The organism is Christensenella hongkongensis (assembly GCF_000981035.1).
GTDB classification, from domain to species: domain Bacteria; phylum Bacillota; class Clostridia; order Christensenellales; family Christensenellaceae; genus Christensenella; species Christensenella hongkongensis.
On sequence record NZ_LAYJ01000078.1, the window covers coordinates 53,287 to 79,542 of the forward strand.

A 26,256-nucleotide genomic window follows, 5' to 3' on the forward strand; every position below is an offset into this window, starting at 1 on the left:
TACGAAAAAGCATTTGCACGAAACCGCCATCCCCCCAAGGGCGCTCTCCCGTCCCCATATCAACTTCCCTTATACAGCATACATTTTTATACGCACACCGTGATTTGTTACCATGCTGTAAGATATGATATACTAAGTTCTGGAATCCTTACGGCATTATTGTATCATAGACAAAAGGAGTTTTACATATGGTTACGCGGAAAAAATATTGCGTCATCGGATCGCCTATCAGCCACAGCCTGTCCCCGGCGATTCATAATACCCTTTATGAAATTTATGGCCTGGATTGTTTATATGACAAACGCCAGGTCACACCCACGACACTTTCTTCATTCCTGCAATCCCTTTCGCAGGAAAATATCAATGGCTTTAATATCACAATGCCGCTTAAACAGGAAATTATTCCGCATCTGTCCTTTCTTTCTCCCGAGGCGACGGACGGGGTAAATACCGTTGTCGTAAAAGATGACAAGCTATATGGTTATTCAACAGACGCGCAGGGTTTTCACGCTTCGCTGCAGCAAATCGGCGCAGATTACAAGGGCGCGGATATCGTCATGATCGGCGCGGGTGCGGTTACGAAGCTATTGTGTGATGATGCGGTGAAAAAAGGAGCTGAAAGCATCGTTCTTCTAAACCGGACAATCGAAAAGGCAAAAAAAATAGCGATGGAGTGTCACGCCGGCTTTGATTCCTTTTCTAATATCGAACATTATATGGACCGCTGCACTTTGCTGATTAACACCACGCCGCTTGGAATGTCCGGCACAACAGAAAATTTTCCCAATTTCAATTTTATCAGCCTGCTTCCGGAGAATGCCTGCGTATGCGACCTTATTTATTCTCCCCCGCTTACGGAACTTCTGTCCCATGCGGACGCACGCGGGCTTAAAACAATGAACGGCCTTGGAATGCTCATTTGGCAGGCGTTCTTTGCGTTTGAAAAATGGTTCGGTATCCTGCCGACAGAAAAAGATTACCAGACCGTACTAAATCGTCTCTAGCGCTCTTATGATTTTTTCCACAGCTTCTTCCATGCCTGCATTGTTGCTGATCTGCACATGGCTTGTCACTTCATAGCGTTCTTTGCGCTGCCCATATATCTTCTCAACGTTCTCTGCATCATTTTTCAGCAGCGGACGTTTTTTCGTATCCAAAGTCCCAATAATATTTTCCACGCTGCGCCGGATCAGGACAACTCGCCCCGTTCTTCTCATAATGTCCACGTTCTCGTCCTTCAGGACAATCCCGCCTCCGCACGAAACAACCAGAGCTTCCTTCCGCCTCGAAACTTCGGTCAATACCTCCGTTTCGATCCTACGGAAAAGTGCTTCGCCGCCTTCTTCAAAAATATCAGTAATCCGTTTTCCCTCACGCTGCTCAATCAGCGCATCCAGATCAACAAATTTTCTTTCCAATTTTGATGCAAGCTTCCGGCCAATCGCGGATTTCCCACAGCCCATCATTCCCGTCAGGTAAATTTTCTCCATCTCAATATCCATTTTCGTAGATGCCCAGAAGCTTCATCTGTGAGCAATAGGCCTTAATTTCCTGCACCGCCGGTTCAATAAGGTCCGCAAGTCCTTCCCCGGCAAAGTCAACATAAAACCGATATTCAAAATTTCTATGCCGCAACGGCCGCGATTCTATTTTGACCATGTTGAGCGACTGCTTTGCAAATACGTCCAGCACATGGGCAAGCGCGCCGGGTTTATGTTCGAGCACAAAGCTCAGGCTCGCTTTATTCGCCTTGTTGTTTTTTGCATATTCATCTGAAATCACAATAAACCTGGTGGTGTTTTCTCCGCTTGAGTTGATCGCCCGCCTTAAAATCTCCAACCCATAAACTTCCGCGGCATATTCGCTTGCAATCGCAGCTTTTCGCACATCGCCGCTCTCCGCGACAAATTTTGCGCTGATTGCAGTATTATAATAGGGAATTTGCTTCCATTGCGGATAGCCGTCTAAAAAACCGGCGCATTGCAAAAGTCCCTGGTCGTGCGAATACACTTCCTCAATCTGCCCAATATCTGCTCCCGGTATCCCGAGCAGCTCATGCTCGATATGGATCAGCTGTTCTCCAACAATATAAACATCGTACTGGTTTAAGAGGTCATAAACCTCCTCTACGCTTCCCGCATAGGAATTTTCAATGGGGACTATACCATACTGAGCGTCACCCGTCTGTACCGCGTCAAAAACCCCTTCAAATGTGTCAAAGCTCAATGCCCCTTTGCTGCTTTCACCGAAGTATTCGTAACGCGCCATATCGGCGTATGCCCCCTGAACGCCCGCATAAGCAACCTTGACGGCCTGCGCCGCACCCGCTGGCTTTTTTTCCGCTTTCATCAGTTTCTGTTGGTGAGCCCTGCTGATACTCATCAAGAGCTCGTACACACGGTCAATGTCGCGCTTTAGCTGCCGGTCGCTTAGCATTTGCTCCCTGCTTTTCAGCAAAGCCGCCTCCCTGGACCTGTCGAGCACCGGAAGCCCCTTTTCAATTTTACAGCGTGCAACCTCTTCTGCAATTTTGATGCGTTTTTCAAACGCCCTTACGATTTCCTCATCCACTTCGTCTATCTGCCTGCGCAGATCATCCAATTCAGCCATGATGCTCCTCCAGCCATAAATCCGCCATTACGAACGCTGCCGCACTTTTCACAACCTCAACCGCGCGGGGCACAATACAGGAGTCATGCCTTCCGTGAATTTGCAGCGTTTCCTCTTGCATCGTTTTGATATTTACAGTTCGTTGTTCTTTGAAAATTGAAGCAGTTGGCTTGATTGCAACACGAAAAACCACAGGCATCCCATTCGTGATCCCGCCGTTGATCCCGCCGTTGTTATTCTTTTCAAAGGTTATCTTCCCATTCTCGATCACCGGCGAATCGTTGGCTTCGCTGCCCTTCATCTCTGTGATCGAAAACCCTGCCCCAAACTCAATCCCCTTGACCGCAGGAATTGAAAACATCATGTGTGCGAGCCTGCTTTCCACACTGTCAAAGAACGGCTCTCCAAGCCCTGCCGGGAGACCGTATATGGCGCATTCAATCACGCCTCCCACAGAATCGCCTTCCTTTTGCGCCTGCGCGATGCGTACCTGCATTTTCCTCATGGCTTCGCCATTAATAACGGCAAGTCCCTTTTGCTCTGCCTGCAGAAGCGCTTCTTTGTCATATTCACTGCATACGCTGTCATCAATACCGGCAATACTGCTGATGTGCGCGCCAATCTCGATCCCCTGCTGATCGAGCAGCTGCCGCGCAATACTGCCCGCAAAGACAAGCGGCGCCGTCAGCCGGCCGGAAAAGTGGCCGCCGCCGCGGTAGTCGTTCGCACTGCGGTATTTTATGATGCCGGTATAATCCGCATGGCCCGGCCTCAATAACTGCGCTGTCCGTTCATAATCCTGCGAACGCGTATCCTGATTACGGATTAAAGCGCAAAGCGGCGTTCCTGTCGCCCTGCCGTTAAAATAGCCGCTCAAAAATTCTGCCTTGTCCGGCTCCCTGCGCTTGGTAGACGCGGCAGACGCATTTGGCGCACGCCGTTTCATTGCGCTTTCAATTCCTTGTTCATCGATCTGCATTCCCGCCGGAATACCGTCGATCACCACTCCAATTCCCGCGGAATGCGATTCACCGAAAATCGTCATCTTCAAATTTTTACCAAAGGTAGCGCTCAATTTACCGTTCCTCCCAAGCTGGAAAATTCCTCATAAAACAGCGGCGCGGATTTTGCAACCACTCCATGGTTATGGATAATGATATCCTCGCGCGCGATACAGGAGGCCACCGCAAGAGCCATTGCAATCCTGTGATCACCGTGGCTGTCCACTTCGCCTCCGTGCAGCATCCCTTTCCCGTTGATCACAAGGCTGTCCTCATATTCTATGATGTCAGCGCCCAGCTTCTCAAGCTCGCTTGCCATGGCGTTGAGCCTGTCGCTTTCCTTCAGCCGCAGCCTCCCTGCATTATAAATCCTCATCTTTCCCTTAACGGCGCAGCCCAAAACCGCCAAAACCGGAACAAGGTCCGGAATTTGCCCAACATCCACTTCAATCGGTTTCAATTCCGCTTTTTTCACCACAATAGAATCTTCGCCATATTCAACCTCCGCGCCCATACATTTCAGCACGCCAAGTATCTCTTTATCACCCTGTCTTGAATCCTGACGAAGCCCTTTCAGCTCCACCTCTCCCGATAACGCCGCGGCAGCGGCAAAAAAGGCGGCGTGTGAATAATCCCCTTCAATTTCCATAATGCGCGGCGAATATCCCTGCCGTCCGAAAACATCGATAATATTCCCACGCCACGCGCTGTGTACGCCAAACAGCTCCTGCACTTCGCGCGTCAGCTCGATATAAGGCTTCGATTCAATTTCCGTCGTCAGGTGAATACCTGAATCATCCATGAGGAGCGGAAGAGCATATAATAACCCGCTTATAAATTGGGAAGATATGTTCCCCGGCAAAGCGTACTCCCCGCTTTGCAGTTCTCCCTGCAACGTGAGGGAATCTTTTGCAAGCTTTATACTGACCTGATTGCGGATAAACATTTTATCATATCCGCCCATTGGCCGCTGAAACAAACGTCCCTGACCGATAAACGTCCTTTTTTTTCCATCGAGGGCAAGCGGAATCAGGAATCGGAGCGTGGAACCGGATTCTCCGCAGTCGATCACTTCTTTGCTTTCCTCGTGCAGGCCTCCATATACAGTGCATACTCCATCGTCAAAGTCATAACGGCACAGTCCCATATCCCGCAGCGCATTTGCTGTTGCTGCAACATCCTCCGAAAACGCAATATTTTCCAGAATCGAAGTGCCCTTTGCAAGCGCGGCACAAATCAGCGCCCGGTGAGACATACTCTTCGAGGGTATGATCCGAATGCTGCCGTCTATGGCTGATGGTGAAATAATTTTCATAAATACAATTCCTTTATCTTTTTTTGTATTACCTCTACTTCTAATGATTTTATAACAGCATGACCGATGCGGTCAATCAATATAAACGCAATTTTTCTTCCTTCCGCCTTTTTATCGGCCAGCAGAATCCCAAGCGCTTCCATCAGGAGCTTATTGTCCACACAGAACGGAAGGCCGTACTGTTCCAGCAACTGCCTCGTATCTTCTGCCAATCCTGACGGCGATATTCCAAGTACTTCCCCAAGTTGCGCGGCAACCTCCATTCCGATTGCGACAGCTTCACCATGCAAAAACGTTCCATATCCTGCAACCGTCTCTATCGCGTGGCCGATGGTATGACCGTAATTAAGCTGCATCCGCGCTCCGGTATCATAAGGATCACGCGCTACATAATCAGCTTTGATTTCACAGCAGCGGGCAATGATTTCTTCAATCGGCATATCTCCCCGCTTAAGCCTTTGATGCAGGTCATGATCAAAAATATACGCATATTTGATCACTTCTGCCATCCCCGCAGCAAACTGACGCTGATCAAGCGTTTCAAGCGTGCCCGTATCGGCAAGGACAACATCAGGCTGGTAGAAAGCGCCCACCATATTTTTCCCGGCAGGCAGGTTTACAGCTACCTTGCCTCCTACGGAACTGTCTACCTGTGCAAGCAGGGTTGTCGGAAACTGGACAAAAGCGACGCCGCGCTTAAAGGTAGCCGCGGCAAAGCCCGTAATATCTCCCACCACGCCTCCACCGAGTGCCGCCAGCGCGCCCTTGCGGTCAATTCCATATTCCATCAGCTTACCATAAATCATTTCCAGATTCGACATGCTCTTCGCCGTCTCCCCTTCCGGCAGGACAATCCATTTTGCATCCGGAAAATGCTGATGGTATATGGGATATACCTTATCGTCCGTTACAATCGCATAGTCCGTATATTGTTTCAGGCAATCCCCTGATAGCAAGCCTTTTCCGATCAGAATATCATAAGCTCCGTTCTGTGCGCTGACAAATACTTTTTTCATGTTATCCTCCATCAGGACATTACGCCCTTGAGCGCGCTTAGCTTGTGCATTACCGAATCAAACTCCGTTGGAGTTAAAGACTGTGCGCCGTCGCACAGGGCGTGCTTGGGATCGTTATGCACCTCGATAATCACGCCGTCCGCYCCCGCCGCCACTGCCGCAAGCGCAAGCGGTTCAACCATGTACGAAAGCCCCGCGGCATGGCTGGGATCGACCACCACCGGAAGATGCGACAATTTTTTGATCGCCGGGATCGCGCTCACGTCAAGCGTATTGCGCGTATAGGTTTCAAAGGTCCGTATTCCGCGCTCGCACAAAATTACATTTTCGTTTCCACCGGACATAATGTATTCCGCACTCATAAGCAGTTCTTCAATCGTACTGGAAAGCCCGCGTTTTAGAAGAATCGGCTTTTTTGTCTGTCCGACTTCCTTAAGCAAATCAAAATTCTGCATATTACGAGCGCCGATTTGAATGATGTCCGCTTTTTCCGAAAACAACTCCACATACTTCGGAGACATAATTTCCGTTACGATCGGCATATCCATTTTGCTCTTCACCGATACGAGGATATCGAGTCCTTCCTCGCCCAGCCCCTGAAATGCGTAGGGCGATGTGCGGGGCTTGAATGCGCCGCCGCGCAGGATTTGAGCTCCGGATTCTTTGATTTTCCCTGCGATTTCCGTCAGCTGTCCGTCTGACTCTACCGAACACGGGCCTGCCATAACCGTCAGTGTGCCCCCGCCGATCTTCACACCCTTTACATCCACAACGCTATCCTCCGGATGGAACTTGCGGTTTGCCTTCTTATACGGCTCCTGCACGGAAACCACCTTATCCACTCCATTCATCAGTCCAACCTGTTCTTTGTCCACCATATAAGTATCGCCAAGAACGCCGAGCACCGTACAGTCAACGCCCTGATTATTCTGAACCTGCATTCCCTTTTTTACCAAAGCATCCGTCACCCGGGCAATCTCATCCTCTGAAGCATGGTTTTTCATTACTACAATCATAATCTTACCTCTTTCTTATAAACTCTAAAAGTTATTAACCGCACATATCAGGCAGTTTTGGTTGCGTGAAATAAAAAAGCTGCAAGCACTTGTCGGTGCTTGCAGCATATTTTACAAATAAAACTCAGTTTATACGCGCACACTCGACAAAATCAACAAGCAAACAAGCCCCAACGATAAAAACCGTTAAAGCCGAATGTGCTAAAAAATCGTGTCGATACATACGTCATAACCAAAGTTCTCCTATTGCGTTTATTATATTCGATACCCGGAAATATAGCAAGAATTTTTTCTTAAAAAAAATTTCATAATTTTATTACAATAATATTACAAAAAAGACTTTACAAGTGTATTTTCTTATGTTAATCTATAAGCAGAGTTAAAGATTTTTTTCAATATAATGTTCCTCCAGTACCATAATTTTCGAGAAGAATCGCGGGTTCGCCCGCGGTTCTTTTTTACGTAAAATGTTTGTAAGATTTGATTCATAATATTGTCTTTGCGTTATTTTATTACTTATTATATAATGAAAACCGTATAGCGAGGTAAAAAATTATGATTATTATTGTGAAACAAAATACCCCAAAAGAAAAAGTAAGCGAGCTGATCGGTTCCCTGCAGGCGCAAAATTTCAAAACACATCTGAGCGAGGGTGAAAGCACGACGATCATCGGCCTTGTGGGCGATACTTCTGTCGTAGACATAGACAGTTTAAAGGCCAGAGACATTGTCGAGGACGTACGCCGGGTTTCCGAACCATATAAAAAAGCGAACCGCAAATTCCATACCGACGATACGATTATTAACGTCGGTGGAAATAAAATCGGCGGAGGTCATTTTGCTGTTATGGCAGGTCCCTGCTCTGTAGAGAGCAAAGAACAAATCCTTGAAGTCAGCAAGGATATCCTTGCAAGCGGCGCAAATTTTTTACGTGGCGGCGCATTTAAACCCCGCACATCACCCTATGCGTTTCAGGGACTTGAAGAAAACGGGATCGAGCTGCTTCTGGAATGTAAAAAGAAATATGGAATTCCGATTGTAACTGAAATTATGGGGATTTCCGATATTCCCCTGTTCGAGGATGTGGATGTCATACAGGTTGGCGCGCGCAACATGCAGAATTTCAGGCTTTTAAAGGAACTTGGCCATTTGAAGCAGCCAATCCTTTTAAAACGCGGCCTTGCCAATACAATCGAAGAATTTTTGATGAGCGCAGAATATATCATGGCGGGCGGAAATGAGAATATTATACTTTGCGAACGCGGAATCCGAACCTTTGAGACATTTACAAGAAATACATTTGACGTAAGCGCCATCCCTGTCTTAAAGCGGCTTACCCACCTGCCTGTGATTGCCGATCCCAGTCATGCAGCAGGCCTTGACTGGCTGGTCGAGCCTCTTGCAAAGGCTGCCGTAGCCGCCGGAGCTGACGGACTCATGATTGAAGTACATAACGATCCTTCACACGCCCTGTCTGACGGCAAGCAATCGCTGACGCCTGATGGCTTTGACTCTGTGATGCAAAAGCTGAAAACATATATTGAGCTGGAAGGAAAAGAAATCAGCTGAGTTAATTGAATCCGGTTATCCCTTTTTGGATAACTGGATTTTTAGCGTTTTATTTCGGATTCACTATTAATCGAAAGGAATTTTCAGTATTTGCGAGGTTTTTCTCCGTAAATCCAATTTTTAATGTTATTTCACCGTTTAAGTGTTTAATTAGAAATTGTTAAATTGTTAAGAAATTGTTACAATTATTACGCTTGAATAAATTGCAAAGATTTGGAGAAATTATGATTAAGAAGATTGTTGCAAGTGTTACAGTTTGTTTGGTTATTATGGCCTTCATGCCATTTTCGGCGTTAGCGGTATCGCGTTATGAGGTATTGCAGATCGGCGACCGTGACCAGGAAAAGGAAAGCTGGGTGGAAGACCTGCAGCAGAAATTATATGACGCCGGCTACCTGAAAGTGAAGCCCACCGGTTATTTTGGGACGGATACGCAAAATGCCGTGGTTCAGTTCCAGACGGAAAACGGCGGACTTGTTGTGGACGGCAAAGCAGGCCCCATGACAAGAAAGGCAGTACTTGGCGATTCGTATGCTGATATTGACAGCAGCCGCCAGGTTGCCTCTTCCGGTGCTTCTGCGCCTGCCGATGATTCCGCGGCTCAGCCTTCAACCTCTGTTTCCGGCGATGCCCTGAATCCTGGTGATAAGGGCGACAGCGTTTCCAGCCTGCAGCAGCGCCTGAAGGATCTCGAATATTATGAATATTCCAGTATCACAGGATATTACGGCCCCGTTACGACGGAAGCTGTTAATAAATTCCAGCGGACAAACAATTTGAATGTTACAGGCATTATGGACGCTGCCAGCCTGCAGCTTTTGAATTCTGACAAAGCAAAGTACTATACGATGTACCCCGGCGACAGCGGAGACGACATCAAAGCAATGCAGGACCGTTTGAATCAGCTTGGATATTTTGATACGACCTCTACCGGTTATTTTGGAAGCATTACTGCAAGCGCTGTAAAAAGTTTCCAGGATGCCAACGGGCTTTCCGTAGATGGCGTTGTTGGCAAAAACACGCGTGGCGTGCTCTATTCCGACGACGCGAAAAAAGGTTCCTCCCCTTCATCGGGCGACAGCAGCTCCAGCAGCAGTTCCTCTTCTTCGTCGAGTAGTTCTTCATCCGGAAATTCCAATGTTGACAGGATGATTGAAGTTGGCAACACACAGCTTGGGAAACCTTATTCCTACGGTTCCAGCGGACCAAACTCATATGACTGTTCCGGGTTTGTATATTACTGCCTCAAAAATACGGGCGTTGCGACGAGTCGTTTGAGCTCTGCCGGTTATTCCAAAGTTTCCAGTTGGGAAACAATCAAGGACGTTAATTCCCTGCAGCCGGGCGATCTGGTTTACTTTAAATCAGACACCAGTTCTTCTGTCAGCCACATCGGGATTTACCTTGGCGGCGGCAGTATGCTCCACTGTGCTCCTTCAACAAACGGCGTGGGTACAAGCAGTATGTCATCCGGTTATTACGCGAGAAACTTCCTTGGAGCAAAGCGCGTTTTCTAAATCCAGTATCTTTCAAAAACCGCTGTATAAAACACAGCGGTTTTTTTCATATTTATCTTGTATTTTATTTATAACTTTGATAGAATATATATCGCACGGAACAAACGACATCTGTTGCGGGGATATGGCTCAGTTGGTAGAGCGTCGCGTTCGCAATGCGAAGGTCAGGGGTTCGAATCCCCTTATCTCCACCACAAAAGGACTGCATTTTCAGGGCTGAAAATGCAGTGTTTTTTTATAGCCAAACGAATATGTGAAAAGAATGAGGTGAAAATCATGATTTATCGGCCTATCGGAAAAACAGGAATGTCTGCCAGTATTATTGGCCTTGGAGCAGAGCATCTGGATGGCAAGCCCTTCCCTGTTGTCCAGAGCACAATTCACGCCGCAATCGACCATGGTATTAATATTATGGATGTGTTTATGCCCGGTGAAGAGGTTCGCCGCAACATTGGTAAAGCGTTGAAGGGACGGCGCGACAAAGTTCTTTTGCAGGGCCATATCGGCTCTGTTGACCTGAGGGAGCAATATGATATCAGCCGTGATCTTCCCACGTGCAAAAAGTATTTTGAAGACCTGTTGCGCTATCTTGATACCGATTATATCGATTTTGGAATGCTCTTCTTTATCGATAGTAAAAATGACCTTGAACGGGTTGTTTCAAACGGTATCCTGGAGTATGCTCAGGATTTAAAACAAAAAGGCGTAATCCGCGCGATTGGCGCAAGCTCCCATAACCCGGTGACGGCAAGCGAACTGATCAAAATGGGCGTAGTCGACCTGTTGATGTTCAGTATTAACGCAGCATTTGATATGGCGCCTGCGACCAGCAACGTGCTTGACGCGCTGGATGGTGATTCCTTTGCATCGCAGGTTTACACCGGAATCGATCCGACACGTGCGTCGCTGTACCGGCTTTGCGAGCAAAACGATGTAAGTATCACAGTTATGAAGTCCCTTGGCGCAGGCAAACTGCTTTCGGCAGAGCACACGCCTTTTGAAAAGCCTATGACGGTTGGCCAGTGCCTTCATTATGCTTTAACGCGTCCTGCGGTTGTCAGTGCGCTTGTAGGCTGTCAGTCGCCCGGGCAGGTCGCAGATGCTTTACACTACCTTGAGCTTACGGAAGAAGAAAAAGATTATACGCCAATCATCAGTCATTACAAGAACAATATGCGCGGTGCATGTGTTTATTGTAGTCACTGCCTTCCCTGTCCTTCTGAAATTGAGATTGCGTCCGTAAACAAATACCTCGATATCGCGCTGCTGGATACACAGAATATACCGCCAAGCATTCGCCAGCACTATGATTCGCTTTCCTCCCATGGTTCTGACTGTATTGCCTGCGGCAGCTGTGAAAGCCGTTGCCCCTTCTCTGTCCCAATCATTGAGAATATGGCCAGGGCAAACGAGTTGTTCGGTAAATAACAATTTACAAAGGAAATCGTATGGATACACAAAAATTAACAACAGCCGACGGACAGGAAGTCATTCGTATTTCTGAAGACGGCCCGCAGATTGTGAATGCGCAATCCGCGCTCGACCTGATTATGACCGTCCAATATGAAACTGGCTGCAGCAAGCTGATCTTGCCTAAAAAGATATTTACTGAAGCATTCTTTTCATTGAAAACCGGTCTTGCCGGCGAGATACTGCAAAAATTTGTCAACTATCAGTTCAGAGTCGCAATCATTGGGGACTTTTCCGGATACCACAGCAAAAGTCTCGCTGATTTTATCTATGAAAGCAACAAAGGCAGGCAGGTTTCATTCCTGCCTGACGAAGAATCTGCTCTCCTGTGGTTTCAGGCGAACTGATAACCGCTTTCTTGTAAAGCTATGATTGCTTTTTCGAGTTGTGCCCTACGCACCAACACATAATCAGTATTGTATGTAGAAATACAGAAAATACTGATTTTTTGTTGTGCCAGAACGCCGCTGATATCAGCCAGAATACCAATCAGTGAAAAATCCAACTGCCCCTCGATCCGAAGCATCGAAAAGCCAGTTTCAAGCTCCAACGCTCCTTGCGGGACAGCGTATTCAGCACACACCAACGATATCTCTGCATCCGTAATGGTCAGCGAATAAAACCCTTCCCCCACCGATTCCGGTACCTTTTTAAGTTTACAGACGGCATAAACGCCATCAATTACTTTTATTTTCATTTAAAAATACATACAATCTACATACTTTTCCATAAAGTATGGATTACTCCCCAGCTCTACATGTTTTCCAACCGCACGCAACTGCTCCATCTCTTTCCTGCATTTAGCATCGAATAACGCCATAATCGCGCCTGCGCCCGCAGCGTTTCCAACTGTGATAATCTCTTTGAACTCACTGGAAAGAAGCCCGATCTCCTGTGCGCTTTGCTGATCCATGTAGTTTCCAAAGCCGCCTGCAAGATATACGCGCGAAATATTTGAAATCTCCATATCAGCTTCCCTGACAAGAGAAAGCACACCTGCGGCGATTGCCGCCTTCGCTGTTTGCAGTTCGCGGATATCCTTTTGGCTGATAAAAATATCATCCGTTATGGTGATCACAAATTCACCGTCCCGCTCCTCGACAAACCGGCTGCCTGTTTCATCCGCGATCCTTCCCGTTTCATCGATCACTCCTGCTCTTCTCATAAGCGCGACCGCATCAAGCAACCCTGAGCCGCATAGTCCCAAAGGCTTCCCCCCGCCGATTATGCTCATACTGAGTTTTCCCTGCAGGGCCGACACGGCATTAATCGCTCCCTTTACGCCCGCCATACCGCAGCTGATATGCGCACCTTCAAATGCCGGCCCAGCTGCAGTAGAGGTGCTCAGGATAAAATCCCTGTTTCCAATCGCCACTTCCCCGTTGGTACCGATATCCATCAGCAGGCATATCTCGCCGCTCTGCGCAAATCCCGTTGCAAGAAGTGCAGACGTAATATCTCCGCCTACAAAAGCGGACATACACGGCGTTAAATAGCATTCAGCCTCTTCCAAAACAAGTCCCAGCGTTTTTCCGGGCATTACCTTGCCAAATGTAGAAAGCGGCTTAAACGGAAGCACGCCCATCGATACCGGCGAGAGATTCGCAAGCAGGTGAAGCATCGTCGTATTTCCGGTAATGACACATTCCCCAACTTCTGCCGGCGCAAGACCTGCTTCTTTCAGCGCGTCCGTAACAAGCTCATTGAGTTCTTTTACGATGGCTGTATTCATTTTTTTAAGCCCATCGGGCTGATCCCTGCAAAACTGGATACGCGAGATCACATCAACGCCCAGCGAAGCCTGTGCGTTGATCCTGCTTTTTATATTCAGGCATTTTGCAGACGCAGGGTCGTACAGGTACACAACTACCGTTGTGGTGCCAATATCCACAGCAACTCCAAAACCGCTTTTCCCGGGTTTTAGTCCGGGCATTACACCGCGCGTCAGTATGTTCATTTCCGCCCGCAGATCAGATGCCTCAACATTTTGCTGCGAAAATTTGATGCAGTGCTCGTGCGGGCATTTTCCAAACAGGCATTCGCCCCTGCAAACCTTTTCACTTGACATAATTATTCTCCTGAAATATTCTCTTCTTATTCTAACAAAAAAGACTGCCGGAAGCGACAGCCTTTTCTATTTTATTACTTTACTGGCAAATCTGCAATGCAACGTCGCTTGCGCTGGAAGCATCGGCAGTGTAATAATCTGCGCCAATCTTGTTTTTGAAATCTTCCGTTACGGGAGCTCCGCCCACCATAACCTTTACTTTGCCCTTAAGACCTTTTGCATTCACCTCGTCGACTACTTCCTTCATGACAGCCATTGTGGTCGTCAAAAGTGCCGAACAAGCAATTACCTGCGCGTTTTCATCGATTGCCGTCTGCACAAACTTCTCTGCGGAAACATCCACGCCAAGATCGATCACCTCGAGGCCTTTGCTCTCAAGCATAATCCTGACAAGGTTTTTGCCGATGTCGTGCAGGTCTCCTTTTACCGTACCAAGGACTACCTTGCCCTTTGACTCCATGTTTTCAGAAGCAAGCGCGCTTGCCAGTCCGTCAATTCCGGCCTGCATTGCGCGCGCCGCAATTAAAACCTCCGGCACGTATACCTGATTGTTTTTAAATTTTTCGCCAATGATGGACATTCCAACCAAAAGGCCGTCTTGCAGTAAATCCTTTGGATTGGTTCCTTTTTCGAGCTCCGCGGCAATGATGTCCTTTACATTGTTCGCACGTCCCTGCTGTACCAGGGTGCTCAGTTCTTCATAAACGCTCATTTTTAAATCCTCCCCAAGATATAAATGATATGTAATTTTACATATATATAGTTTACTTTATATTTGCATATAATTCATTATATTATTTTCTCTTTTTTTGAATTTCTATTTACAAAACCCATATTCATGAACTATTCATAATTCATTCATACGCATTTCATATTTCTGTTATATGATGGTATCAAGCAAACAAGAGTACCACAACTTTTCATAAATCTTCTTTCTCAAAAAGGCCCCCGGGCCTTTTGTATAAACCGCCGGTTACGGCGTTGAACATATATGATACTTCCGAAAAAATCCACCTTAATAGGTGGATTTTTTTTTCGCGCGATATCCTGAAAGCCGCAGTGAATTCAGGACGACGCAAACGGATGAAAAAGCCATTGCCAGTCCTGCGAACATCGGAGTCAGCGTCGGGCCCCCAAAAGCGTACCAAACCCCTGCCGCAATCGGTATGCCAATCACGTTGTAAATAAACGCCCAAAACAGATTTTGCTTGATGGTGCGCATGATCCTTTTTGAGAGCAGGATACTCTGCGCGATGCTCTGAGTGTCGTCACGCATCAGGATGATTCCAGATGAATCCGCAGCAACATCCGTACCGCCGAATACGGAAATGCCGACATCCGCAGTCGCAAGCGCCGGCGCATCGTTGATTCCGTCTCCGACAAATGCAACCGTAGCCCCGTTTTTCTTAAAGTTCAACACCTCGTTCGCTTTGCCCTCAGGCATTACTCCAGCAATAAAGCGCTCAATACCGGCCTGCTGTGCTATCAGCTTTGCAGCCTCCTCATTATCTCCTGTGATCATCACAGAGTTGATCCCCGCTTCTTTTAATGTCCTGACTGTTTGCTCCGCATCTTTTTTGATTTCGTCAGCAAGCGCAATAACTCCCCTCAAAACCTTGTTGAACGCGACATAGACACGCGTCGTACCGGGCGTACGGCTTTCCTCCGTCGCGATTCCTTCAAGCTCCATAAACTCTTTGGTACCTATTGTAATTTCGCCTTTGCGCGTAGAAGCAATTACGCCCCTGCCCGCAACATTTTTCACGGAATCTGGCCGTCTGGGTTCAATATCCATATATTTGGCATAATCGAGAATTGCCTTTCCGATAGGATGCGTTGCCCCGTATTCGGCAATCGCGGCAAGCTCCGTCACCTCGTCTTCTGTCTCCTCCTGCTCCGCCACAACGCTCAGCACGTGCAGCTTTCCCTTTGTGATCGTTCCAGTCTTATCAAACAGTACAGTAGTTACCCTGCCTGCCGTTTCTACAACATCGCCGCCACGGTATAAAATTCCAAGCTGCGCGCCGCGCCCCGTTCCAACCATAACTGCAATCGGCGTTGCAAGACCAAGCGCGCACGGACACGCTACTACCAATACCGATACGAAAATGTTAACGACAAAATTTGCATCCTTGCCAACGATTGCCCATATCACTGCGGCAATCACCGCAATCAGCGTAACTGTGGGAACAAACACGGCCGATATCTTATCCGCAAGCCGAGAAATTTTCGCCTTCTTTTGCTGTGCCTGTACGACAAGTTTAACCACTTGCGATATCGCTGTATTTTTTCCAACTCCCGTTGCTCTGATATGCAATACGCCGTCCGTGACAAGTGTTCCACCGGAGACCTTTATTCCAGTTTCCTTAAAAACCGGAAGGCTCTCGCCTGTCAACGTTGATTCGTCTACGCTGGCCTGCCCGCTTTCCACAATTCCATCCACAGGAATCCTTTGCCCTGCTCCTGTAAGAACAATATCGCCTTCCTTAACATCGGCCGCCTTGATTCTTTCTTCCTTGCCCCCACGCAGTACAACCGCATCCTGGGGCACCAGGCTTGCCAGGCTGGAAATTGCGCTCTTGGCTCTGTTTTTACTGTTTTCCTCAAGGTATTTTCCCAAAAGCACAAGCGCAACCACCACCGCAGCGCTTTCAAAATACAGGCTGTGAACCGCGTGCATATCCGTGGGGATAAAGCAGGTCATCACAATGCTGTAAATAAGCGCACTGCCCGTTCCAAGCATTACAAGAGTATCCATGGTCGGATGCTTTTTTAAAAGCGCTTTCATTCCATTCGTAAAAAAGCTTCTGCCCGCATAGATTACCGGAATGGTAATAATCAGCTGGATCAGAGCATAGTTAAGCGGATTTGTATCCGGTGAGACAAACGCGGGCAGAGGCCAGTTCCAATGCGCTCCCATGCCAATATACATTACAATAACGCCGCATATCAGGGCAAGAAGAAGCTCCCATTTTTTGAACCGGTGTTCATCCTGCGTGATCATTTGGCCGTCTTTTGCAATGGTCGCGCCAAACCCTATTTTTTCGACTGCTTCAACCAGCGTTTGCTCTGATACTTTATCTTCCGCAACAACAACGGCGCTGTTCGCCGCCAGATTTACACCGGCATAGACCACGCCGTCAACCTTTGAAAGCGCGCCCTCCACGGATGCGGAGCACGCAGCGCAGTTCATCCCCTTGATGTTTAACAAAATTTCCTTTTGCATATTACTCTACGCCTTTCTTTCCGCTTCATGCGGCAAATCCGGATTGATGTGTACAATTACATCGTCGACATCCGTATGGAATCTGAGCAGTTCCAGCTCGATCTTTTTTGCGATTTCATGGCTTTTGATCACAGTCATATCCCGGTCAACAGAGACCTTAACAATCAGGATTGATTTTGCTCCTACCGGTTTTGTATTTACGCTGTCCACATGGGCAATTCCGCCGATCCCCATAATTTCTTTTTTATATTCTTCAATCGTCGCGCTGCCCGCGGTTTGGTCCATCAGTACGCGCGCCGAATCCATAACGATACTGATCCCACTGTATACGATCCATGCAGAAATAGCGATGCCGATCACACCATCCATAAAATGCCAGCCAATCACGCTCAAAAAGATCGCCGCAAGCGTTCCGGACGTGACAAATACGTCGTTCCTGTGATCCTGTGCATTTGCTTTGATCAGGATACTGTTATATTGCCTGCTCTTTCTGATACAATAAGCGTACAGGCAGGCTTTTGCAAAAATAGTTACAACAGCGACTCCGACAAGCCACCATGAAAAGTCCAGAATTTCGTTTTTTGCAAGCGATTCTACTGAGCCGGACGCCGTATAAACAGCCATAACGACCATCGAAAAACCAATGATAAGCGAGGCGATATATTCTGCCTTTCCGTGCCCCCACGCATGATCCGCATCCTTTGGCTTCGCAGCATAAAGACTTCCAAACAGCGTAACGGTAGACGCGAATACGTCTCCCATGCTGTTGAAACCATCGGCTATCATTGCCTGACTGGACGAAACGTAGCCTGCCCAAAGCTTGATCAGCAATAATATAATATTGACTCCAATTCCAAGGAGCGCAACCTTTTTTCCAGATGAAAACCGATCTTCCAATTCCGTAATACCCCTTATTTAATATAAACGTTGTGGAAAGTCCATAACAACTATATGCCGTTTTGTTCTATTATACAGGAACATCGCCGCTTTTGCATTGGTATATTTACGTTTATCCATTGCATTTAAACGCAATATCGAAAAACAAAAAAGGCTGTTTCCGTGGAAACAGCCTTTTGCTTATTTTTCCTTAATTGTTGCCGCCGAACAGGTTTACAAAGAAATCTCCTATGCTTTTAAAGAAATCTCCAACGCTGGTAAAAAAGCCCTCTACACCCTGTTTTGCCTGGAACAGGTTCAGGAACGTATCCGGATCAAGGTTCAGTTCGTTGAATTTCTTAACCAACTGCAAAATCTGCTGTATCTGGTCGTCGGTTAATGTGACTTCATATTTCGCGGCGGTATCCTTAATGAGCTGGATAATCTCATCGTCGCTCATATTTTTGGTTTCCGCAAGCTTGCCTTTCAGGTCGTTGATAATGTCAGATGACACATCGCCAAGGGCGTCCTGAAGTTCGCCCGTTACAATCAGCTCTTCCACAGCCGTATCTTTTGCAGCCTCGCTGAGCGTCGTTCCGGTCATATCCTCATATGCTTTATAGATACCCGCAAGCGCGCCTGTACCGGAGACCGGTTTATAGGCCGCAATCTTCACCTTTGCGTCCGTAATACCTGCCGTGGCAAGCGCCGACTTATACATCTTTTCCGTTACCCAGTTGATATTGTTGATCTCAAGATCAAGACCACCGCCGTCATTGGGCTCAATATAGACGCAGGAAAGCGCCACATTGCCTATTTTTTCATCCGGTACAAGACCTTCGAGATATTTCCGTTCTTCCTGGTTGGTCACCTGCATCTCTGTTACGTCTCCCCGGTTGATGCCAAAGAAGCCGTACACAGCGCCGATCTGTTCGTCGTTGTTATCTGCCCCGATCACCACGCGCGCCTCTTGTGAAGCCGCCATTGCAGGTGAAACCACAAATGCAAGAACCATTACCAATGTCAAAACAACTAAGGTTATTTTTTTAAACATGATAAATACCTTCCTATCAGTTAGTATACCTGATTATAGCATGGGCTTTTTTAAAATTCAAACGAATACACAGGCTTTGCGGTATTGTTAATAGTTTATTAAGAAATACGATTGAGCCTCAAAATCACAGCGCGCGCAGGTATTCCTTCTTATAAGCAACATTTCCTTCCAATGCTGCTTTCAGCTTTTGTATCATTTCTTCCCTGTCTGCATTGAGCGTTCCGCGCAGCGAAATGTAATTAGAAGCGTGATTGCTCCTGAATACGCTTCCGTCGCTGTCCATATTTTCCAGCATCACGAGCGTCTCGATCGCAACCTCCTCCGGTCCGGGCAGCGTAAAGTTTCCTTCCTGATACTCCTTCCAAAGCGGCGTACCTTCCTCCATCATCAATGTAAGAAGACCGATATAGTCCGGTTTCATTGCGCTGAATGCTTTTCCTGTTGCAACAGCATGCTCGCGCCACAATGTTTTTCCTCCAATCCCGCTGATCGCCGTCACGGAAAGCGGAATCCCCGCTTCCTTCACACGCAGTCCCGCACGTATAATTTCATCTGCGGTCTCTCCCTTATTGATCTTTTTCAGGATTTTATCGCTGCCTGATTCCAGCCCAAGATAAACGATTCCAAGGCCAAGCCCGTGAAGCTCCTTTAGCTCCTTTGCAGATTTCAATAAAATACTGCGCGGCGAACCATAAATCGCAACGCGCTCGCACATTTTAAAGTTTGAGCGGATATACGTCAATATCTTTTTCAGTTCCTCTGTCTTTATGATCAGCGCATCCCCATCCGCAAGAAAAATTCGTTTTACAGAAGGGTATGCTGCGGCCATCTCTCCCAGATCATCAAGAATCTCCTGGGTTTTCCTGATGCGAAACTGTTTCGCTTTATACATACTGCAAAATGTACATTTGTTATGTGAACAACCTACTGTAGCCTGGACAATAAGGCTGTGCGCCTCGCTTGGTGGCCTGTAGATATCGCCTTCATACTGCATTGCTATCCTCCCCTGGTTTCCTTTGCTGTTTGATACCTATTATACGATATTTTTATGTGTCTGTCATTACGGGCAGCATAGCCGACCGGCGCGATTACATTTATGTTTGCTCGTAGCAAGCCGACTCTTCAAATTCCCCGACTTTCTTTTTTCCACCTGTTGATTTATACTCATGGGCGACCAAAATGATTGTCAGGATAAAGGAAAGCATATCTGCCAGAGGCGCAGCCCAAAGCATTCCTGTAATTCCGAATAGGCTGCTCAAAATTAAAATCCCCGGTACGAAAAAAACAACATCCCGTGAAAGTGAAAGGATTGTTGCCTTCGCAGGCTTTCCAATCGACTGCAGAAAAATGCTGCTGGCCTTCTGAATGCAGCAAAACAGGATTCCTCCCAGGAAAATGCGAAAACACAGATCCGCAAATTCATTGTAAAGGTCGCTCTCGTTCCCAAACAGTCGAATAATGGCCTGCGGGCAAAGTTCAAATAGCAGCATTGAAACCACTCCAACGACAATATTGGCGATAATCACCAGCCGATAGGTTGAAAATACCCGTTTGAAATTTTTTGCGCCGTAATTGTATCCGATTATGGGCTGCCCCCCAACTGCAATACCCACTGAAAACGCGATCACTATTCCAAATACTTTCATTACAATCCCAACTACAGAAAGAGGAATATCCGCCCCATATTTTGATTGCGGGCCATAAATTCCGATCATATTATTTGCGACGCTGATAATGATCACAATCGCGAGCTGCGTGATAAAGCTTGAAACTCCAAGCTGGCATATTTTTTTGGTAAGCTCAGGTTTTACCCTGAAGCTGTCTTTATGGAGGCGCAGTACTTTGGGTTTTCGAAAATACAAGACGGTCACGATACAGGATACGACCTGACCGATTACCGTAGCAATCGCGGCTCCTTTTACGCCCCAACCCAGAACAAAAATCGCAATCGGATCCAAAACAAGGTTAATAACTGCGCCTATTACAACCGCAATCATTGAATAACCAGGCGAACCGTCTGCCCGGATGGCGGCGTTCATTCCTGACGAAAAGATGTAAAACGGAATCCCGATTAATATAATGCTCATATAATCCCAGGCATAATCGTAGCTTGCCTGCGTTACACCGAATAGCTTCAATACAGGATCAATGAATAGTATCCCAACAACCATAAGAACAATTCCAATCACAGAAATGACTATGATCCCATTTCCGACACACCTGTTTGCCGTTTGCTTATCCCCTTTTCCCATAGACAGGCTATACAAAGCCGCAGTCCCGTCCCCAATGAGCAATGCAAGCGCGAGCGCTACCACCGTAAACGGATATACCACGTTCGTTGCCGCATTTCCCAGGTATCCAATGCTTTGCCCAATAAAAATTTGATCCACAATGTTATACAAAGCGCTTACGAGCATTGAAAGCACGCATGGTACAGAGAATTTAAGCAGCAGCCTTCCAATCGGCCTTGTTGCAAGATAAGCGTTTGTATTCTTTTCTGTTTCCATCATTTTCCCCTTTCAGATCAAAATAAATAGCGTATAATCCCCAAGCGGCCAGGCCGCCGATAGACTACACGCTATATAGCTGGACTTACATCTATATTAGATTTACGCCAGACCAGTCAGTTGATCATTGAAATTTCGACCGGTCTTTTTCTTTCCTTATCAGTATAGCTGAAAAATTCTTTCTATGTAAGAATTTTTTTGCGATCAATTTTTCCGTTTCTGCCCTGTAAAGCACAAATCCCGCCTTTTATGCACTCAGGCCGGTCTAACCTCCATCCGCCGTTCATGCCTGCCCGGCAGAACTGTTTTTCCTGATTTCATTGCTGATGAATTCAGGCACGTCTTCCTTTTGAATGCCAAGCGCTATTGCAAGTTCTCCATGCAAAACGTCCTCTGCCTCGCGCATCATATTCCGATCTGTTTCCCCTATCTTTTTGTTACTGAGCGCCGCCCGTTCGCGTTTTGAATACACCATCTGAATCAGGCGAATCAGGTCTTCGCATTCATGGGTTTTCAGCAGCGACTTATAGTAATCCGGAAGCGCTTTGCTATCCATCTCTGCTTCTGCGTCCAGCGCTTCCTCAAGGAACGGAATCTGCCTGATCAATCGCAGCGCCTCTTCGCGCGTAATGACTGATCTCATAAAAACCTGCGTATCCACAGGCGTATAAATAGTCCCGACCGCAAAAACAGGCTCCAAAATATAATATTGGCGCGAATCACCTTCTCCAAGAAAATCCGGCCTGCCGACATCCTTTACCATGCAAACGCCGCTTTTTCCATAAATCACATAATCGCCAACCTGATACATATTAAGCCTCCCGCATCATACTGCTACGGCATTCCAGCCGCGCTACATTCACATTTTGCCTTATATTCCTTTATTCTTATTGTAACATATTAAAATTTTAAAATGTAAGATTAAAAAAATATTCCGGCAGGCTTATCTGATACCGAATTTTTATTCCATATATTGACAGATCCTGATAAGATCATTACAATTACAGATACCCCTTATGGTATATGGAGGTTTCTAAATGAAACAGTGTATGGATGCGGAAAATTTACACCGCAGATTGAAAAAAATTATTGGACAGGTGCAGGCGATAGACAGAATGGTAGATGAAGACATTCCCTGCGAGGACGTCCTCGCCCAAATCAACGCCGCAAAATCCGCTCTTCACAAGGTCGGTCAGGTAGTGCTTGAAGGACACATCAACCACTGCGTTCGCGACGGCATCGAGCATGGCGATGCGGATAAGACCATCGAAAGCTTTACAAAAGCCGTCGAACGCTTTGCTAATATGACATAACCTATTTTTTGAAAGCAGCCGAAAGGCTGTTTTTTTATACGCCCCTTGACAACCAATACCCCCATAGGTATATAATTACATATACCCCTATAGGTATTATAAGGAGGCGACAATGAAAAAATTTGCAGCAAGGTTAGAGCAGTTTCTTGAACTGGGCGGAACAAAAAAGAAAATTATATTTCTCGTTATCTCTGGTATTGCACTTTTAATCAGTATCTTTGACCTGATTCCCCTGCCGTTCAATGCAGCATGGATAGCAATCGTGTTATGTGGCGTTCCTATCATTTTAGAGGCGGTAATCGGTCTGATTACTTCATTTGATATTAAGGCCGATGTGCTTGTCTCCCTGGCCCTGATTGCCTCGATCTGCATAGGCGAATCTTTTGCTGCCGGAGAAGTTGCTTTTATTATGCAGTTAGGCGCTTTGCTCGAGGATCTCACAGTTGCAAAAGCAAGGGCTGGAATCGAAAAGCTTGTCCACCTCACCCCGCAGACTGCCAGAATCATAGAAGGAGACAAGGAAAAAATAATTCCAGCTGAAATGGTGAAGGTAAATGATATTCTTCGTGTACTTCCCGGCGAAAGCATCCCTGTTGACGGCGTCATCCTCTCCGGGCAGACCTCAATAAACCAGGCCGTTATGACAGGCGAATCCCTTCCTGTGGATAAGGCAGCAGGAGATATGGTTTCCAGTGGAACCGTGAACCAGTTTGGTTCCTTTGATATGAAGGCCACCAAAGTTGGCGAGGACAGCTCTATTCAAAGAATGATCCGCCTGGTACAGTCTGCGGATGCGGGCAAAGCAAAAATCGTTGGCATTGCAGACAGATGGGCCACCTGGATCGTCATAATCGCCTTATCGGCGGCGGCATTGACCTGGATCATTTCAGGTGAAATAATCCGTGCAGTCACGATTCTGGTTGTTTTCTGCCCTTGTGCCCTGGTATTGGCTACACCAACCGCAATTATGGCGGCAATCGGCAATTCAACCAAACATGGTTTTCTTGTACGCGAGGGCGACGCGCTGGAGCGCCTGTCCACAGTATCAAAAATTGCGTTTGACAAGACCGGGACATTGACCTATGGAAAACTTGAGGTGACCGAAATCAGAAGTATTCTATCCGGGTATCCTGAAGACTCGCTTTATTCCCTGACTGCAGGGGCAGAACAATTTTCCGAGCATCCTCTGGGAAAAGCGATCACGCATTCCTACCAGCAAAAAACAAACGCCAGCCTTCCAAACGCCGAACAGTTCCAAATGGCTCCCGGCCGCGGCGTTTGGGCCAGAGTCGAAGGAAAAGAAATACTTGCCGGGAATAATCAGATGCTTGCAGAAAACGACATCACGATTTTTGATTCAATTCTCGATGAGACAGAGTGTTACCTTAACAACGGGTGCACGATCATCTACATCGCCATCAATAAAAAACTTGCGGGCTATATCGTATTATCGGATACGATACGTTCTGAAAGCGCGGAAATGATTGACAAAATCAAGATGCTGGGAATAGATCCGGTTCTTTTGACTGGCGATCATAAAAATGCTGCCAATGCAATCGCCAGCCAACTCCACATAAGCGACGTTCATGCAAACTGCCTTCCCAAAGACAAATTAAAGTGGATCGACCATTATCAGAATGAAGGCCAGCCTGTTTGTATGGTCGGCGACGGAATCAACGACGCTCCCGCCCTGAAAAAAGCGAACGTGGGTATTGCGATGGGCGGAATAGGAAGCGACATTGCGGTTGATGCCGCGGATATTGCCCTGGTGGACGACGAAGTAAAGGAACTTCCCCACCTCCTGGCACTTTCCAAGCGGATGATGACAACAATAAAATGTAATCTTTCTTTCTCAATGATACTAAATTTTATTGCAACTATTCTGGCTGTAATAGGCATTCTCAATCCAGTGGTAGGCGCATTGGTGCATAATGCCGGCTCTGTAATTGTCATTATAAATTCAGCATTTTTGTTGAAATGGAGGAAAAAAACATTCTAAGGTTTGTCTTCGTTTCTATGAATTAACCCGGCGCGTTCTGGATGAACTTGATGACACCTACCACGATGCCCCACGGGCATCATGAGACAACCATAGTTCTTCCCGGCAGGTGGGTTATGATAGCATAAAGAAAGGATATGGCTCCGCCGCTGTATTTTTTATTGATTTGGACAGAAATCTGTCTGCAGGAGTATTTGCGCTGAACTGCAATCGATATATCGAAAGAAATAAAAAAGACGGCATATGTAAATATGCCGTCTTTTTTGGTCGGGGTGACAGGATTTGAATTTGTCCGCGCCCATTTCAGCCCGTTTCATACAATACCATTTTGTCCAAAATCCGCGTAGTTAAGCCATTCTTGATTTTATCCTATATCGTCTTATTTTCCTGCTGACAATCTGTAAAGGGTAAATTAAAGGGTGGTAAATGTTATCGAAAAATCCGATTTAAAAAGGCTTTTTAGCCCTTCTTGTTGTGATAATCAGAATAACTTGTAAGCAGATTACGGATAATGCTTTTATCAACAGTATTTAACACATCAAAAATCATTGTTATGTCTTCAGGTCGATATTTTTGAATCAACAAATTCAACAACATTTCGGCAGATTTATTACTGCTGAAATCGTCCTTAAAGAAATCAGAAAGCGTAATGTTAAAATGCCTACATAACGCATCTATCTTATCAATAGTTGGCAATGATCTTTCATTCACCAAATTACTGATGAAATTTGCTCCAAAGCCTAATAATTGACTTAATGCTGTCTGATTTTTGATATTATTTGCTTTAAGCAATTCCCGTACTCTGTTAGCTACGAAATGCTTTAATTCATTATTACCATCCATATTTAAAGTATAAATTCTTACGGCGGCCAAAATACACAGTCTACTAATCGAAATATTTGTTATATTCACCATAAATTGTGTTATAATGGTTTTATAGATTTGAATTTATATCTATAGTCTACATAAAAAAAACTGTTTCGTGGGTTAAAAATGCTTCAAAAAGAAGTATTGACGAAGATTTTAATCTTGTTGGCGCGCGAGAGAATATGACTGCGAGCCTCATATTATGCAGGAGCATTATATTCTTATTTTCGGTAAGACACTGATGTTGTGAAGTAATCGCTATTGCTCAAATTGTATTCTCTTGAGCGCGCCGACATCAAATAAAGAAAGTCGAAAACTTATGATAGAAAAAACGAACTGCGGTATCTGGGGAAACTGCAAAATACCCCATTCTGAAATAAGTCGAGCAACTTTAGCGATAAAAAGTAAATTACTTGAACGACTGGCAAATAGGCAATTTGAATATACTGTCTGCTTTATGAGTGATGCGGATTTACTGTTCATGGAAATCGCTATCGGTCTTAAAAAAGATTATCCCGATCTTTCTGTTAACGTCCTTTTGCCATATTACACATGGCTTGAGCATCAAAGCGCGGAGGAATGCGAAAAACGCAAATCATATTTGGCGCAACTCGAATGTAAATATTATTTTTGTGCGCAGGAATCTTATAGCGATCTTTTGTTTATCTGTTCGTCACAGCTTTTGGATAACTGCGACAATTTAATCATTATTGAAAACCAACAGCCCGATCAAGCTACGGCTGACATGATTACATTAGCAGCTATACTTGGTTTCAGCACGGATTTTGTATTTCTGTGATGTCCCGTATTTAATAATTGTGTTGAGTGGTGA

The 26,256-nt window shown here is 46.2% G+C and carries 24 protein-coding genes and 1 tRNA gene; 9 read left to right on the forward strand and 16 right to left on the reverse strand.

The genetic code is table 11. The annotated features are described in order from the left end of the window. Positions 1-188 precede the first annotated feature (188 nt). The gene (aroE, locus tag CHK_RS05335; protein WP_046443001.1) at positions 189-1,004 is read left to right on the forward strand and encodes a shikimate dehydrogenase; all 816 of its coding nucleotides are present in this window, start codon (positions 189-191) and stop codon (positions 1,002-1,004) included. Here aroE and CHK_RS05340 read toward each other — a convergent pair. From CHK_RS05340 to aroF (CHK_RS05365), 6 genes are read right to left on the reverse strand one after another with little or no spacing between them, the layout of a single operon-like run. Continuing rightward, on the reverse strand, positions 990-1,502 hold the full coding sequence (locus CHK_RS05340) for a shikimate kinase (RefSeq protein ID WP_046443002.1): 513 nt from the start codon (positions 1,500-1,502) through the stop codon (positions 990-992). The genes aroE and CHK_RS05340 overlap by 15 nt on opposite strands. After that, positions 1,492-2,610 carry a prephenate dehydratase gene (gene pheA / locus CHK_RS05345; protein WP_046443003.1) on the reverse strand — a complete coding sequence of 373 codons (1,119 nt, stop codon included), beginning with the start codon at positions 2,608-2,610 and terminating at the stop codon, positions 1,492-1,494. Before pheA ends, CHK_RS05340 begins: the two co-directional genes overlap by 11 nt. Then, positions 2,603-3,685 (reverse strand): chorismate synthase, encoded by a 1,083-nt coding sequence (gene aroC / locus CHK_RS05350; RefSeq protein ID WP_046443004.1) that lies wholly within the window; start codon positions 3,683-3,685, stop codon positions 2,603-2,605. Before aroC ends, pheA begins: the two co-directional genes overlap by 8 nt. After that, positions 3,682-4,926 (reverse strand): 3-phosphoshikimate 1-carboxyvinyltransferase, encoded by a 1,245-nt coding sequence (gene aroA / locus CHK_RS05355; RefSeq protein WP_046443005.1) that lies wholly within the window; start codon positions 4,924-4,926, stop codon positions 3,682-3,684. Before aroA ends, aroC begins: the two co-directional genes overlap by 4 nt. Continuing rightward, the gene (aroB, locus tag CHK_RS05360; RefSeq protein WP_052740371.1) at positions 4,923-5,942 is read right to left on the reverse strand and encodes a 3-dehydroquinate synthase; all 1,020 of its coding nucleotides are present in this window, start codon (positions 5,940-5,942) and stop codon (positions 4,923-4,925) included. The genes aroA and aroB overlap by 4 nt, the downstream gene beginning before the upstream one ends. Positions 5,943-5,953: 11 nt before the next feature. Continuing rightward, positions 5,954-6,958 carry a 3-deoxy-7-phosphoheptulonate synthase gene (gene aroF / locus CHK_RS05365; RefSeq protein ID WP_046443007.1) on the reverse strand — a complete coding sequence of 335 codons (1,005 nt, stop codon included), beginning with the start codon at positions 6,956-6,958 and terminating at the stop codon, positions 5,954-5,956. A gap of 555 nt (positions 6,959-7,513) precedes the next feature. Here aroF (CHK_RS05365) and aroF (CHK_RS05370) point away from each other — a divergent pair. The 5 genes from aroF (CHK_RS05370) (at position 7,514) to CHK_RS05390 (ending at position 11,861) form a co-directional block, all read left to right on the forward strand. Continuing rightward, the gene (gene aroF / locus CHK_RS05370) at positions 7,514-8,527 is read left to right on the forward strand and encodes a 3-deoxy-7-phosphoheptulonate synthase (RefSeq protein WP_046443008.1); all 1,014 of its coding nucleotides are present in this window, start codon (positions 7,514-7,516) and stop codon (positions 8,525-8,527) included. Positions 8,528-8,751: 224 nt separating this feature from the next. Then, positions 8,752-10,044, forward strand: a complete 1,293-nt coding sequence (locus CHK_RS05375) for a C40 family peptidase (RefSeq protein ID WP_046443009.1) — start codon at positions 8,752-8,754, stop codon at positions 10,042-10,044. 118 nt (positions 10,045-10,162) lie between these two features. Continuing rightward, a tRNA-Ala gene (locus CHK_RS05380) sits at positions 10,163-10,238 on the forward strand. Positions 10,239-10,320: 82 nt separating this feature from the next. Continuing rightward, complete coding sequence (locus CHK_RS05385; protein ID WP_046443010.1) at positions 10,321-11,472, forward strand: aldo/keto reductase; 1,152 nt, start codon at positions 10,321-10,323, stop codon at positions 11,470-11,472. A 20-nt stretch (positions 11,473-11,492) separates the two neighbouring features. Then, on the forward strand, positions 11,493-11,861 hold the full coding sequence (locus CHK_RS05390) for a DUF4180 domain-containing protein (protein ID WP_046443011.1): 369 nt from the start codon (positions 11,493-11,495) through the stop codon (positions 11,859-11,861). Here CHK_RS05390 and CHK_RS05395 read toward each other — a convergent pair. The 9 genes from CHK_RS05395 to CHK_RS05435 form a co-directional block, all read right to left on the reverse strand. Next, on the reverse strand, positions 11,849-12,211 hold the full coding sequence (locus CHK_RS05395; RefSeq protein ID WP_046443012.1) for an ACT domain-containing protein: 363 nt from the start codon (positions 12,209-12,211) through the stop codon (positions 11,849-11,851). The two genes, CHK_RS05390 and CHK_RS05395, sit on opposite strands and share 13 nt — an antisense overlap. Further along, positions 12,212-13,582 (reverse strand): ASKHA domain-containing protein, encoded by a 1,371-nt coding sequence (locus tag CHK_RS05400; RefSeq protein WP_052740373.1) that lies wholly within the window; start codon positions 13,580-13,582, stop codon positions 12,212-12,214. Positions 13,583-13,661: 79 nt separating this feature from the next. Continuing rightward, positions 13,662-14,294 carry a cobalamin B12-binding domain-containing protein gene (locus tag CHK_RS05405; RefSeq protein ID WP_046443013.1) on the reverse strand — a complete coding sequence of 211 codons (633 nt, stop codon included), beginning with the start codon at positions 14,292-14,294 and terminating at the stop codon, positions 13,662-13,664. Between the two features lie 303 nt (positions 14,295-14,597). Further along, on the reverse strand, positions 14,598-16,808 hold the full coding sequence (locus CHK_RS05410) for a heavy metal translocating P-type ATPase (RefSeq protein WP_052740376.1): 2,211 nt from the start codon (positions 16,806-16,808) through the stop codon (positions 14,598-14,600). A gap of 6 nt (positions 16,809-16,814) precedes the next feature. Next, positions 16,815-17,705, reverse strand: coding sequence for a cation diffusion facilitator family transporter (locus tag CHK_RS05415; protein ID WP_046443014.1), 891 nt, complete (start codon positions 17,703-17,705; stop codon positions 16,815-16,817). Positions 17,706-17,895: 190 nt separating this feature from the next. After that, positions 17,896-18,738, reverse strand: a complete 843-nt coding sequence (locus CHK_RS05420) for a DUF1002 domain-containing protein (RefSeq protein ID WP_052740377.1) — start codon at positions 18,736-18,738, stop codon at positions 17,896-17,898. Between the two features lie 124 nt (positions 18,739-18,862). Continuing rightward, positions 18,863-19,732 carry a radical SAM protein gene (locus CHK_RS05425; RefSeq protein WP_046443015.1) on the reverse strand — a complete coding sequence of 290 codons (870 nt, stop codon included), beginning with the start codon at positions 19,730-19,732 and terminating at the stop codon, positions 18,863-18,865. A 100-nt stretch (positions 19,733-19,832) separates the two neighbouring features. Next, the gene (locus CHK_RS05430; protein WP_235843855.1) at positions 19,833-21,245 is read right to left on the reverse strand and encodes an MATE family efflux transporter; all 1,413 of its coding nucleotides are present in this window, start codon (positions 21,243-21,245) and stop codon (positions 19,833-19,835) included. Between the two features lie 283 nt (positions 21,246-21,528). Further along, positions 21,529-22,056 (reverse strand): CarD family transcriptional regulator, encoded by a 528-nt coding sequence (locus CHK_RS05435; RefSeq protein WP_046443017.1) that lies wholly within the window; start codon positions 22,054-22,056, stop codon positions 21,529-21,531. Between the two features lie 226 nt (positions 22,057-22,282). Between CHK_RS05435 and CHK_RS05440 the strand changes: the two genes are divergently transcribed. Together CHK_RS05440 and CHK_RS05445 are read left to right on the forward strand one after the other, a co-directional pair. Then, positions 22,283-22,558 carry a metal-sensing transcriptional repressor gene (locus tag CHK_RS05440; RefSeq protein ID WP_046443018.1) on the forward strand — a complete coding sequence of 92 codons (276 nt, stop codon included), beginning with the start codon at positions 22,283-22,285 and terminating at the stop codon, positions 22,556-22,558. Positions 22,559-22,670: 112 nt separating this feature from the next. Then, on the forward strand, positions 22,671-24,557 hold the full coding sequence (locus CHK_RS05445) for a heavy metal translocating P-type ATPase (RefSeq protein ID WP_046443019.1): 1,887 nt from the start codon (positions 22,671-22,673) through the stop codon (positions 24,555-24,557). Positions 24,558-25,016: 459 nt separating this feature from the next. On the opposite strand, the gene CHK_RS05450 is transcribed toward CHK_RS05445, so the two are convergent. Continuing rightward, positions 25,017-25,472: a helix-turn-helix domain-containing protein gene (locus tag CHK_RS05450; RefSeq protein WP_082103417.1), complete on the reverse strand. Its 456-nt coding sequence runs from the start codon at positions 25,470-25,472 to the stop codon at positions 25,017-25,019. Between the two features lie 409 nt (positions 25,473-25,881). Here CHK_RS05450 and CHK_RS05455 point away from each other — a divergent pair, with 409 nt between their 5' ends. Continuing rightward, positions 25,882-26,223 carry a hypothetical protein gene (locus CHK_RS05455; protein ID WP_046443021.1) on the forward strand — a complete coding sequence of 114 codons (342 nt, stop codon included), beginning with the start codon at positions 25,882-25,884 and terminating at the stop codon, positions 26,221-26,223. The last annotated feature ends 33 nt before the right edge of the window (positions 26,224-26,256 follow it).

Excerpts from the sequence above, each read along its gene's own strand:
- aroE (WP_046443001.1), top strand. The coding sequence starts at position 189 with ATGGTTACGCGGAAAAAATATTGCGTCATCGGATCGCCTATCAGCCAC.
- CHK_RS05340 (WP_046443002.1), bottom strand. The coding sequence starts at position 1,502 with ATGGATATTGAGATGGAGAAAATTTACCTGACGGGAATGATGGGCTGT.
- pheA (WP_046443003.1), bottom strand. The coding sequence starts at position 2,610 with ATGGCTGAATTGGATGATCTGCGCAGGCAGATAGACGAAGTGGATGAG.
- aroA (WP_046443005.1), bottom strand. The coding sequence starts at position 4,926 with ATGAAAATTATTTCACCATCAGCCATAGACGGCAGCATTCGGATCATA.
- aroB (WP_052740371.1), bottom strand. The coding sequence starts at position 5,942 with ATGAAAAAAGTATTTGTCAGCGCACAGAACGGAGCTTATGATATTCTG.
- aroF (WP_046443008.1), top strand. The coding sequence starts at position 7,514 with ATGATTATTATTGTGAAACAAAATACCCCAAAAGAAAAAGTAAGCGAG.
- CHK_RS05375 (WP_046443009.1), top strand. The coding sequence starts at position 8,752 with ATGATTAAGAAGATTGTTGCAAGTGTTACAGTTTGTTTGGTTATTATG.
- CHK_RS05385 (WP_046443010.1), top strand. The coding sequence starts at position 10,321 with ATGATTTATCGGCCTATCGGAAAAACAGGAATGTCTGCCAGTATTATT.
- CHK_RS05390 (WP_046443011.1), top strand. The coding sequence starts at position 11,493 with ATGGATACACAAAAATTAACAACAGCCGACGGACAGGAAGTCATTCGT.
- CHK_RS05395 (WP_046443012.1), bottom strand. The coding sequence starts at position 12,211 with ATGAAAATAAAAGTAATTGATGGCGTTTATGCCGTCTGTAAACTTAAA.
- CHK_RS05400 (WP_052740373.1), bottom strand. The coding sequence starts at position 13,582 with ATGTCAAGTGAAAAGGTTTGCAGGGGCGAATGCCTGTTTGGAAAATGC.
- CHK_RS05405 (WP_046443013.1), bottom strand. The coding sequence starts at position 14,294 with ATGAGCGTTTATGAAGAACTGAGCACCCTGGTACAGCAGGGACGTGCG.
- CHK_RS05410 (WP_052740376.1), bottom strand. The coding sequence starts at position 16,808 with ATGCAAAAGGAAATTTTGTTAAACATCAAGGGGATGAACTGCGCTGCG.
- CHK_RS05420 (WP_052740377.1), bottom strand. The coding sequence starts at position 18,738 with ATGTTTAAAAAAATAACCTTAGTTGTTTTGACATTGGTAATGGTTCTT.
- CHK_RS05425 (WP_046443015.1), bottom strand. The coding sequence starts at position 19,732 with ATGCAGTATGAAGGCGATATCTACAGGCCACCAAGCGAGGCGCACAGC.
- CHK_RS05430 (WP_235843855.1), bottom strand. The coding sequence starts at position 21,245 with ATGGAAACAGAAAAGAATACAAACGCTTATCTTGCAACAAGGCCGATT.
- CHK_RS05435 (WP_046443017.1), bottom strand. The coding sequence starts at position 22,056 with ATGTATCAGGTTGGCGATTATGTGATTTATGGAAAAAGCGGCGTTTGC.
- CHK_RS05440 (WP_046443018.1), top strand. The coding sequence starts at position 22,283 with ATGAAACAGTGTATGGATGCGGAAAATTTACACCGCAGATTGAAAAAA.
- CHK_RS05445 (WP_046443019.1), top strand. The coding sequence starts at position 22,671 with ATGAAAAAATTTGCAGCAAGGTTAGAGCAGTTTCTTGAACTGGGCGGA.
- CHK_RS05450 (WP_082103417.1), bottom strand. The coding sequence starts at position 25,472 with ATGGTGAATATAACAAATATTTCGATTAGTAGACTGTGTATTTTGGCC.
- CHK_RS05455 (WP_046443021.1), top strand. The coding sequence starts at position 25,882 with ATGAGTGATGCGGATTTACTGTTCATGGAAATCGCTATCGGTCTTAAA.